The organism is Streptomyces torulosus, from assembly GCF_001419765.1.
Lineage (GTDB): Bacteria > Actinomycetota > Actinomycetes > Streptomycetales > Streptomycetaceae > Streptomyces > Streptomyces torulosus.
Genome location: NZ_LIRK01000065.1, coordinates 1 through 10,060, shown reverse-complemented (window position 1 = coordinate 10,060; position 10,060 = coordinate 1). Strand labels below are relative to the sequence as shown.

9 protein-coding genes are annotated in these 10,060 nt (G+C 72.7%); 7 read left to right on the top strand and 2 right to left on the bottom strand.

Going from position 1 to position 10,060, the window contains the following annotated elements:
* From AOK23_RS05960 to AOK23_RS05935, 6 genes are all read left to right on the top strand, one after another.
* Positions 1–1,165 (top strand): serine hydrolase domain-containing protein (locus AOK23_RS05960; RefSeq protein WP_055711691.1); only part of this gene is annotated, 1,165 nt, incomplete at its 5' end.
* A 115-nt stretch (positions 1,166–1,280) separates the two neighbouring features.
* Positions 1,281–1,823, top strand: coding sequence for an MOSC domain-containing protein (locus AOK23_RS05955; protein WP_181361815.1), 543 nt, complete (start codon positions 1,281–1,283; stop codon positions 1,821–1,823).
* A 111-nt stretch (positions 1,824–1,934) separates the two neighbouring features.
* Positions 1,935–3,038 (top strand): Rieske 2Fe-2S domain-containing protein, encoded by a 1,104-nt coding sequence (locus AOK23_RS05950; RefSeq protein WP_240496272.1) that lies wholly within the window; start codon positions 1,935–1,937, stop codon positions 3,036–3,038.
* 33 nt (positions 3,039–3,071) lie between these two features.
* A complete protein-coding gene (locus tag AOK23_RS05945; protein WP_055711690.1) occupies positions 3,072–3,794 on the top strand; it encodes a VOC family protein in 723 nt (240 codons plus the stop codon).
* A gap of 125 nt (positions 3,795–3,919) precedes the next feature.
* Positions 3,920–4,324, top strand: coding sequence for a hypothetical protein (locus AOK23_RS05940; RefSeq protein WP_055711689.1), 405 nt, complete (start codon positions 3,920–3,922; stop codon positions 4,322–4,324).
* A gap of 55 nt (positions 4,325–4,379) precedes the next feature.
* The gene (locus tag AOK23_RS05935; protein ID WP_055711692.1) at positions 4,380–5,252 is read left to right on the top strand and encodes an endonuclease/exonuclease/phosphatase family protein; all 873 of its coding nucleotides are present in this window, start codon (positions 4,380–4,382) and stop codon (positions 5,250–5,252) included.
* Between the two features lie 45 nt (positions 5,253–5,297).
* On the opposite strand, the gene AOK23_RS05930 is transcribed toward AOK23_RS05935, so the two are convergent.
* Positions 5,298–5,804: a hypothetical protein gene (locus AOK23_RS05930; RefSeq protein ID WP_055711688.1), complete on the bottom strand. Its 507-nt coding sequence runs from the start codon at positions 5,802–5,804 to the stop codon at positions 5,298–5,300.
* A gap of 214 nt (positions 5,805–6,018) precedes the next feature.
* Here AOK23_RS05930 and AOK23_RS05925 point away from each other — a divergent pair, with 214 nt between their 5' ends.
* A complete protein-coding gene (locus tag AOK23_RS05925; protein ID WP_055711687.1) occupies positions 6,019–7,662 on the top strand; it encodes an alpha/beta hydrolase in 1,644 nt (547 codons plus the stop codon).
* Positions 7,663–7,785: 123 nt separating this feature from the next.
* On the opposite strand, the gene AOK23_RS05920 is transcribed toward AOK23_RS05925, so the two are convergent.
* Positions 7,786–10,060: SpoIIE family protein phosphatase (locus AOK23_RS05920; RefSeq protein ID WP_055711686.1), on the bottom strand; the 2,275-nt coding region annotated here is incomplete at its 5' end.

Genomic DNA, 10,060 nt, shown 5'->3' with positions numbered 1-10,060 from the left:
GCCCACGCTCACCCTCACCCCCACCACCACACCCGCATCCGCATCCGCATCCGCTTCCGCACCCGCACTCACCGGGCCCTCGTCCGACCCCTCCCTCGCCCGCCGCCTCTCGGCCGCCCTCGCCGGGCTTCCCTCCGCCGACGCGACGGCCGCGCTGGTGCGGGTCGGCGGGCGCGAGGGGGTCTGGCGGGGCAGTTCCGGGGTGCACGACCTGGTCAGCGGCCGGCCGGCGGATCCGGGCGCCCGGTTCCGCGCCGGTTCCGTGACCAAGGTCTTCACGGCGGCGGTCGTCCTGCAGCTGGCCGGAGAGGGCCGGATCGACCTGGACGGCAGCGCCCGCTCGTATCTGCCGGAGCTGATCCCGGCGGCGCACGAGGGCGTGACCGTACGGCAGTTGCTGAACCACACGCACGGCATCCCGGCCGCCGACTTCCCCGGGACGACGGTGGAGGAGTGGTACGCGGACCGCTTCCGGATCCACGACCCGCGGGACCTGGCCCGGTCGGCGACGGCGAAGCCGCGGGAGTTCGAGCCGGGGCGGCGCCAGCACTACCTCAACATCGGCTACACGATCGCCGGTCTGCTGATCGAGCGGGTCACGGGCGACACGTACGAGCACCAGGTCGGCGTGCGCGTGCTGAAGCCGCTCGGGCTGCGGGACACCTCCTTCCCGGGGACGGACCCGCGGATCGCCGGCCGCCACAACCACGGCTACCAGACCATGCGCCTGGACGACGGGACGACCGGGCTGCGGGACGTGTCGGTGTGGGGGACCACGGACGGCTGGGCGGCCGGTGACATCGTCTCGACCACGGCGGATCTGGAGCGGTTCACGAACGCGCTGTTCCGGGGCCGGGTCGTACCCGACGGCCCGCTCCTGGACGAGATGTTCACCCTGCCGAAGGTGACGGACCTCAAGACCGGTGAGGACGCCGCGTACTCCGTCGGTCTGTCCATGAAGGTGCTCGGCGGCCGAGAGGTGTGGGGCAAGACGGGCGGTCGCTGGGGCTACAACGCGGCCGTCGCCTCCACCCGCGACGGCGCCCGCACCCTCGTCTACAGCGTCAACTCCACCGACGCGAAGGGCCAGGACATGAACAAGGTGGCGCAGAAGATCATGGTGGCGGCGTACGGCATGCCCGAGGGCACCGCGACCGCCCACTGACCTCCCTCCGCCGGCCCCGCCACCCGCGGGTTAGGGTCGTGAGCCTCGGGGGCATGATCCACCGGGTCGTGATCCGCAGGGGGCGTGATCCGGGGACACAGGGGGAAGGCCGACGATGAGCGCGACGGTGACGGCGGTCAGCAGCAACGCCGAGTACTCGTTCACCAAGCCGAACCGGGACGGCGTCACGCTGCTCGCCGGGCTCGGGGTGGAGGGGGACGTCCATGCGGGAGTGACGGTCAAGCACCGCTCGCGGGTCGCGCAGGATCCCACCCAGCCGAACCTCCGTCAGGTGCACCTCATCCACGAGGAACTGTTCGCCGAGGTCGCGGCGGAAGGCTTCGACGTGGCGCCCGGTGAACTCGGCGAGAACATCACCACCCGCGGGATCGACCTGCTCGGCCTGCCGGTCGGCACGCTGCTGAAGGTGGGCGACGAGGCGGTGCTGGAGGTGACCGGTCTGCGCAACCCGTGCCTCCAGATCGACGCCTTCCGCAAGGGCCTGCTGAAGCAGGTCGTCGGCCGGGACGAGTCCGGCGGGCTCGTGCTCAAGGCCGGAATCATGAGCGTCGTACGGCAGGGCGGCGTGGTACGCCCGGGCGACCCGATCGGGGTGGAGCTGCCGAGCGGCCCGCACCGCCCGCTGGAACGGGTCTGACCCCGCTCCACCGCCTCACCCCGACATCGCCGCGGCGGCACCTTTACGCCAACTCCATTTTCGTACACGCGGGTTGACCCGTAGTAAGCGGTGTCCGGCTACCCTTTCCGCATGCGACTTTGGCGGCGCCATGACAAGCACACGGAGTTGCCGCGCGACCCGCGAGCCGACGCGTACCCGATGCCGGCCGTGCCGTACGGCTGGTACGCGGTGCTGCGCAGCCGGGAGCTGCCGCCGGGGAAGGTCGTCAGCCTGCACTACTTCGGGCGGGCGCTGATCGCGTTCCGCGGGCCGGACGGGCGGGCCGCCGTACGGGACGCCTACTGCCCGCACTACGGCGCGCACCTCGGCGTCGGCGGGAAGGTCGTGGACGGCACGGTGGAGTGCCCCTTCCACGGCTGGCGGTTCGGCGCGGACGGGCGGTGCGTGGAGGCGCCGTTCGCGGCGCGCACCCCGAAGGTCTCCCTCGGCGGCTTCCCGGTGCGCGAGCACAGCGGCCTCGTCCTCGTGTACGTCGGGCCGGGTGAGCCCGCGTGGGAGGTGCCGGAGATCCCGGAGGCGGTGTCGCGGGAGTTCACCCGGCCCATCGACGACACCTGCCGGGCGCGGATCCACATCCAGGAGATGCGCGAGAACATCGTCGACGAGTCCCACTTCCACTTCATCCACGGGCAGAGCGAGCCGCCCGTGCAGGAGTGGCGGGCGGACGGCCCGTTCGCCGAGGCGCGGGGGTCGTTCAGCCGCCGGGTGTTCGGCCGGGACATCGACAACACCTTCGACGCGTTCATGTACGGGCCGGGTGTGATGGTGGTCCGCACCCACGGCCCCGTGCTGTCGGTCACCGCCGTCGCGCTCACCACGCCCGTCGACGACCGCACGAGCGAGCTGCGGATGCTGTACCACCTGCGCGGACCGGCCCGCGGCCCGCTGGTCTCCGCCCTGCTCTCCCCCCTCCTCAAGTTCGTCTTCCGCAGGGAGGCGCTGGGCGAGGTCCGCGAGGAGGTCCGCATCTGGGACCACAAGATCCACCAGTCGCGTCCGGTGCTCCTCCCGCACGAGAAGGGCATCAGGGCGATACGCCGCTGGTACGCCCAGTTCTATCCGCCGCAGGCGCCCGGCGAGGCCGCCCGGGGGCTGCCGGCCGCCGAATATTGGGCTGCGGGTGACGACCGGTCAGCTCTAGGCTCCGCCCCGGGGGCCGGCAAGGTGCCCTGACGACGATCGGCCGGTGGATCGGAGATCACGGGGATGACCTGTCAGCTGTACGCGCTCTGCTTCGACGCGAGCCGCCCGCGGGACCTCGCCGCGTTCTGGGCCGGGGTCCTCGGACGGCGGCTCTCCGACGACCCGCGGGACGGCGTCGCGGTCCTGCCCGCCGACGGATACGGGTTCCGCCTCGGCTTCTTCCCCGGCGACGAGCCCAAGACCCTCGCGAACCGGATCCACTTCGATCTGACGAGCACCTCGCCGGAGGACATGCGGGAGACGGTGGACCGGGCGCTCCGGCTCGGCGGGCGGCACATCGACATCGGTCAGCGCCCCGAGGAGGGGCACGTGGTGCTCGCCGACCCCGACGGCAACGAGTTCTGCGTCATCCCGCCCGGCAACGCCTTCCTCGCCGGCTGCGGCTTCCTCGGCGCGCTGGCCTGCGACGGTTCGCAGGCGGTCGGGTACTTCTGGAGCGCGGCGCTTCAGTGGCCGCTGGTCTGGGACCAGGACGAGGAGACCGCGATCCAGTCACCGCACGGTGGCCCCAAGATCACCTGGGGCGGTCCGCCGGTCGCCCCCAAACACGGCAGGAACCGCCTCCACTTCGACCTCGCCCCGCCCCCCGGCGGCGATCAGCGGGCGGAGGTCGACAACCTCCTCTCCCTCGGCGCGAAGCTCCTCGACCCGACCCCGCGCGAGGACGGCCGCATCACGATGCTCGACCCCGACGACAACGAGTTCTGCGTCCTGACGCCGCGCTAGGACGGCGGTTCCCGGCCCGCGACGAGCCGTCCGGACCCCTCCGTGTCACATTTCCCGGCCCCGCTCCGTCGGATCGGTGGAACACCATCGGCGCTCCGTCGTGAGGCGGAAGAGGGGAACGAGACATGGCTGTGCACACGGCACCGGCGTACCGCGGGCCGACGTTCGTGCGGATCGCGGTCGCACTGCAGACCCTGACGCTCTTCTTCCAGGCGGCCACCGCAGGGCTGCTGCTGACCTCGGCCCACGGCGAGCTGCTGCACGACGTGGGGGCCCGCGTGATGTACGGGGCCTCCATGCTCTACGTGCTGGCCTCGGTCCTCGCGTGGCGGCCGGGCGGCGCCTCCCCCCGGCCCGTCCTGTACGCCTCGGGGTTCCTCCTCGTCGCCTCCCTCCAGGTGGTCCTCGGCATCGCCCACCTGCCGGCGCTGCACGTCCCCCTCGGCATCCTGATGTTCACCGGGAGCGTGCTGGTGCTGCTGGGCACCCGGCCGGGCGGGGCGCCGGGCCGCCCCGGTACCGAAAGGTGATCGCTTAACCTCGAACGGGGACGTCTGATGCGTGGGGTTCCACGGTGAGGAGGCGATGGTGCTCGGTAGGGGCACGCGTTTACTCGCGGGCGGTCTGGGCGTGGCCTGCGTCGTGCTCGTCGGCCCCAGTGCGCCGGGCGGGGGCCTGTTCGGCGCCTCGGCGCCCGTGAAGGCCGTCCGGGACGTCGTTCCCGACCGGGTCATGACGTGGAACATCTGCAACCCGTGCGACACGAGCGATGTCGACCGGGCGGCGGAGATCGCCCGGTACGCGCCGCAGGTCATCGGTGTGCAGGAGGCGTGCGTACGGGACGTCGAGCGGATCCGGGACTATCTGGAGCACCTGCACGGGCTGGTCTACCACGTCGAGTACGGGCCGGTGCTGCGCAACTGGAACCGCTGCGGCGGGGTGCCCTGGAAGCCCGGCGGCTTCGGGCAGGCGATCCTCTCGGCGGCTCCCATGACCGACCCCGTCAAGAAGCTCTACCCCGAGGGCGGCTCCGAGGAGCGCGGGTATCTGGCGGTCACCACCGCCGTGGACGGCAGGCCGGTCCGGGTGTTCAACACCCATCTCGCCCAGCGGAGCCAGGAGGCGGTCCGGGAGGGCCAGGTCGAGGTGCTGGCCGAGGCCGTCGCCCGGTACGACCGCGCGATCGTCATCGGCGACCTCAACGCCGTGCCGGACGCCCCCGAGCTCGCCCCCCTGTGGGCGCTGGCCACGGACGCGGACCCCGGGTGCCGCCCCCCGGCCACCGCGGACTGCGAGGTGACCACCGACTGGCGGCTCAAGTTCGACTACGTGTTCCTGCGCGGCGCCGCCCCGCTGGAGCAGGGGGTGCACCGCACCCCGGTCTCGGACCACGACCTGGTGCACGCCGACGTCGACACGGCAGGGGCGGCCGCCGGTGACACCCGGCCCGAGGGGTGAGCCGGACCCACGGACGGGAACACGCGGGCGGACGGTGTGCCTTGGTCAGGCGTACAGCGCCACCCTCGGGTGGAGCGTGCCCTGCGCGCCGGGCGTGGTGACCGTGACGTGGTAGGTCTCGGTCAGGGTCGCGCCGGGGGCCGGCGTGCGCTGCGCGGTCGACAGGTCGGTGAAGAGGGTGCCGGTCCGGGTGCCGAGTTCCACCGGCTCCCAGCAGCCGGCGGCGGTGCGGCACTCCACCGTCAGGTCCGAGGGGGCAGGGAAGGGGCCCGCGTGCGGGGACTCGACGAGGAGCTGCGGGGCGACCGTCAGGGGCGCCGCGGAGTCGTTGCGGTAGGTGACGGTGACCTTGTGTCCCTTCGCGTCGGCCGGGAGCGGGCTGGTGGTCAGGTCGACGAAGTCGACGGGTATGGCGGCCGTCCGGGCGACCGTGGCCGGCTGCGCGGTGGTCCGGGGCGCGGCGGCAGCGGCGGGGCCCGCGGCGGCCAGGCCGGCGACCGCCACGGCCAGGGCGACGAGGGCGAACCGGAGACGGGTGCTCCTGGAGGACACGTGCGTTCCTTCGGATCGTGGGGGGTTGCGTGCCCCCGCGTACGAAGCCGGTTCCGGTCACGGTAACTACCGCCGGGTAGTGGAGAGATCCCGTGGAATCTCGGCCGCAGTGGCACCACGCTCGCCTTTCTGCCCTCTCATCAGCTAGACATTGCCCCGACTCACCTTGACCAGTGGGTACTTGAGGGCAAGACCGGCACAGGGGGAAGGACACATGACGACATCCCATGGCGCACCGAGACGTTTCGGTCGTCTGAGAACGGCGGGGGCCGCGCTGGCGGCGCTCCTCGTCGCCGGCACGGGGACGGCGACCCAGGCGATGGCCTCGCCGAAGGCACCGGACACCCTGCCCACCCCGCCCGTGCCGTCCCTGGCGTGGACGGACTGCCAGGGCGGCTACGAGTGCGCGAACGCGGACGTGCCGCTCGACTACCGGAACCCGACCGGCCAGAAGATCACCCTCGCGGTGGTGCGCAAGAAGGCCGCCGACCCGGCGAAGCGCAAGGGCACGCTGTTCATGCAGCCGGGCGGGCCCGGCAACTCCGGGGTGGACTTCGTCCGCAACAACTACAACGGGCTGCCGGCCGCGCTGCGCGAGTCGTTCGACGTGTTCGGCTACGACGTCCGCGGTGTGGGCCGCAGCTCGGCGCTCACCTGCTTCGACGACACCCGGTACTCGAAGGCCGTCACCGACGCCAAGGGTGTGCCCGGACCGGACGCGTTCGGGCCGGCGCTGGCCGAGGCCGCCGAGTTCAACCAGGCGTGCCTCGACAACGCGGGCGGGCTGCTGCCGTACATCGGCACCGAGTACGTCGCCCGTGACATCGACCTGCTGCGCCAGGCGCTCGGCGAGGAGCAGCTCACCTACTACGGGCGGTCGTTCGGCTCGTACATCGGGACCGTGTACGCGGCCCTGTTCCCGCAGCGGGTGCGGGCGCTGACCCTCGACGGGGCGTACGACCCGGTGCACTACGCCAACCGCCCCTACGCCTATGACCGGCCGCAGTACCTGGCGTTGGACGGGGCGATGAGCCGGTTCCTCGACTGGTGCGCCGCCGACCAGCCCATCTGCGGGTTCGGCGACGGCGACCCACGCGGGGCGTTCGAGCAGCTGAAGAAGGACCTGGACGCCAACCCGGTCACCACCGCGAGCGGCGGCAAGGCGAACGGCTACACGCTGGTCTACCGGCTGATGTTCAACATCAACGAGGGCAAGGTCATCTGGCCGTCGCTCGGCGCGGCCCTGAAGAAGGCGCAGCTGCGGGACAACACCTCGTTCCTGCTGCGTCCGCCGTCCCCGGCGAGCTTCGACTTCCTCGGCCCGAACGTGGCCGTGGAGTGCACCGACCGGGACTACCCGCGCGACCAGCGGCTGCTGAAGCACAAGGTGGAGTCGTTCGCCGCGGCGGCGCCGCTGCTCGGCCCGGCGATGGCGTTCGGTCCGCCGACCTACGACCACCAGCACGCCACCGCGTGCGCGCAGTGGCCGGCCGAGCGGGTCAGCCGCTACGACGGCTCCTACCGGGCGCAGGGCTCGGCACCGATCCTGGTCATGGGCACCACCGGTGACCCCGACACCCCGTACCAGGACGCGGTGGCGCTGTCCCGGCGCCTCGACAACGCCTCGCTGCTGACGTTCGAGGCGGAGGGCCACACGGCGTTCGGGCGCAGCGCCTGCGCGACGGACGCGGTCGTCAAGTACCTGGTGGACCTGACGGTTCCCGCCCACGGCACGACCTGCGCCGACGAGACGCAGCCGCCGTCGTCGACGCCGAAGGTGGCCCCGCCCGGCACGACGCTGGGTGAGCTCCGCAACGGTGTCAACGAGCGCGTGGAGAACATCGGCTCCGTGGCCTGACCGGTCCCGACCGGTCGGCGGCATCGCACCCGCACCCCAGCACATCCCGAGGCGTCGGCCCCCATGGCCGGCGCCTCGGTCGTGCGCGGGGCGCGATGGCCGGCGTGACCGGGCCCCGGTGCCCTACCGGTCCGGGTCCGGGTCGTCGGCCGGGTCGCCGAAGGTGAGCGTGTCCAGGTCGCCGTCGAAGTCGTCGGGGACGGGGCACGGCAGGTCCAGGGGGTTCGGCGGCTGTCCGCGGGGATCCGGGCCGGTCAGGGGCAGCTCGGTCCAGATGCACTTGCCGTCGGGGGTGTAGCGGGTGCCCCAGCGCTGGGAGAGGGCGGTGATGAGCTGCAGTCCGCGGCCGCCCTCGTCGGTGTCGGTGGCCCGGCGTATTCGGGGCATCGTGAGGCTGCCGTCGAAGACCTCGCAGGTCAGCTCGGAGCCGTGCAGGAGCCGCAGCCGCACGGGCCCCTTGGCGTGGCGTACGACGTTGCCGACGAGTTCGCTGGCGAGCAGCTCGGTGGTGGGAGCGAGGTCGTCCAGGCCCCAGGCGGCGAGCTGTTCCCGGACGTGGCGGCGGGCCTGCCCGGCGGCCCTCGGGTCGTCGAGGAGCGGCCAGCACGCCACCTTGTCCTCGGTGAGGGCGTGCAGCCGGGCGACGAGGAACGCGGCGTCGTCGGCGGCCTGCTGGTGGGCCGGGAGCAGCCCGTGGATGAGGGTGTCGCAGAGGAGTTCCAGGTTGTCGGCGGTGCCGTCGTCGTGGGCGTTGCGCAGCAGCCGGGCGAGTTCGGCCATGCCCTCGTCCATCTCGCGTTTCGACGACTCCACGAGGCCGTCGGTGTAGAGCACGAGCATGCTCCCGTCGGGCACATGCAGTTCGACCGTCTCGAAGGGCGGCTCGGCCGCGCCCAGCGGCGGGTCGGCGGCCAGGTCCGGGAAGCGCACACTGCCGTCGGGCAGGACCAGCGCCGGCGGCGGGTGCCCGGCGCGGGCGAGGGAACAGATCCCGGTCGTGGAGTCGTACAGCGCGTACAGGCAGGTCACGTACGACTCCTCGCCCATGCCGGCGACGAGGTCGTTGAGGTGGGTCATGATCTCGTCGGGCGGCAGTTCGAGGTCGGCGAGGGTGTGGACGGCGGTGCGCAGCCGGCCCATGGTGGCCGCCTCGGGCAGTCCGTGGCCCATGACGTCGCCGACGACGAGGGCGACCTGGCCACTGGAGAGCGGGATGACGTCGTACCAGTCGCCGCCGACGTCCATGCCCCGTCCGGCGGGCAGATAGCGGGCGGCGGCCTCGCAGGCGGGCAGTTCGGGCAGCGCCTGCGGGAGGAGGCCGCGCTGGAGTTCGTGGGAGCGGGTGTGCTCGACGTCGAAGAGACGGGCCCGTTCCAGGGACTGGGCGAGGAGCGCGCTGATCGCGGTGAGGAGGGTGCGCTCCTCCTCGGTGAGGCGGCGCGGCCGGTCGAAGGAGACGACGCACACCCCGAAGGTGTGGTCGGAGGCGGTCAGCGGCAGGAACGCCCAGGACTGCTTGCCCGACCGGCGGGGCAGGTCGGCCTGGCGCGGCTCGTACGCCGCGTACTCCTCGGCCGAGGAGAGGAAGACGGGTCCGCCGGTGGCGATGGCGTCCCAGGCGGGCCCGTGGCGTGCCTTGGGGCGGTGGTCGACCAACTCGATGAACTCGGCGGAGTAGCCGACCGCGCCGAGGTTGTGGAGGCGGTCGCCCTCGACCTCCTGGACGAGGAACCCGGTGGCGGCGAACGGCGGGAGCACCCGCCGGGCGACCGCCTCGATCACATCCCGCGTGGTGGTCGCCTTGGCCAGCGCGGCCGTCAACTCGGCTGTACGGGAAGCCCGTTCGGTGGCGGCCCGCTCGGCGGCGCGGCGTTCCTCATCCAGCCGGCGGTTCTCGGTGGTGTCGGTGAAGTACAGGGTGTGGCCGTCGGGTCCCGGAACGACCCGGAGGTGGAACCAGCGGTCCTTGCCGGGGCTGTGCACGTCGAACCCGGTGGGCCTCTGGTCGGCGGCGGCCTTGCGGCACAGCCGCTCCAGGCCGGGCACCCCGTCGCACTCGACGGCCAGCTCCCACAGCACCCGTCCGACGATCTCGTCCTCGGACAGGCCCAGCATGCGTTCGGTCTCCAGGTTGGCGAAGGTGATCCGCCATGCCGTGTCGACCGCGAGGAAGGCGTCGCTCATGTGGCGCACGGCCCGGCTGAGCGCGTCGCGGGCGGAGCCGGACGCGGTGCTCTCCCAGCCGACGCCGACCATCCGCCGGGGTGTGCCGTGCTCGTCGTAGGTGGCGCGGCCGCGGGCCCGGGTCCAGCCGTAGGTGCCGTCGAGGCGCCGTACGCGGTACTCCGCCTCGTACACGGTGCGGTCGCGGATGGCGCGGTGGGCCGCGGCGAGGGTG

What these genes read in the sequence shown, in the direction of transcription:
- AOK23_RS05955 (WP_181361815.1), top strand. Translation starts at nt 1,281, where the DNA reads ATGAGCGCGACGGTGACGGCGGTCAGCAGCAACGCCGAGTACTCGTTC.
- AOK23_RS05950 (WP_240496272.1), top strand. Translation starts at nt 1,935, where the DNA reads ATGCGACTTTGGCGGCGCCATGACAAGCACACGGAGTTGCCGCGCGAC.
- AOK23_RS05945 (WP_055711690.1), top strand. Translation starts at nt 3,072, where the DNA reads ATGACCTGTCAGCTGTACGCGCTCTGCTTCGACGCGAGCCGCCCGCGG.
- AOK23_RS05940 (WP_055711689.1), top strand. Translation starts at nt 3,920, where the DNA reads ATGGCTGTGCACACGGCACCGGCGTACCGCGGGCCGACGTTCGTGCGG.
- AOK23_RS05935 (WP_055711692.1), top strand. Translation starts at nt 4,380, where the DNA reads ATGGTGCTCGGTAGGGGCACGCGTTTACTCGCGGGCGGTCTGGGCGTG.
- AOK23_RS05925 (WP_055711687.1), top strand. Translation starts at nt 6,019, where the DNA reads ATGACGACATCCCATGGCGCACCGAGACGTTTCGGTCGTCTGAGAACG.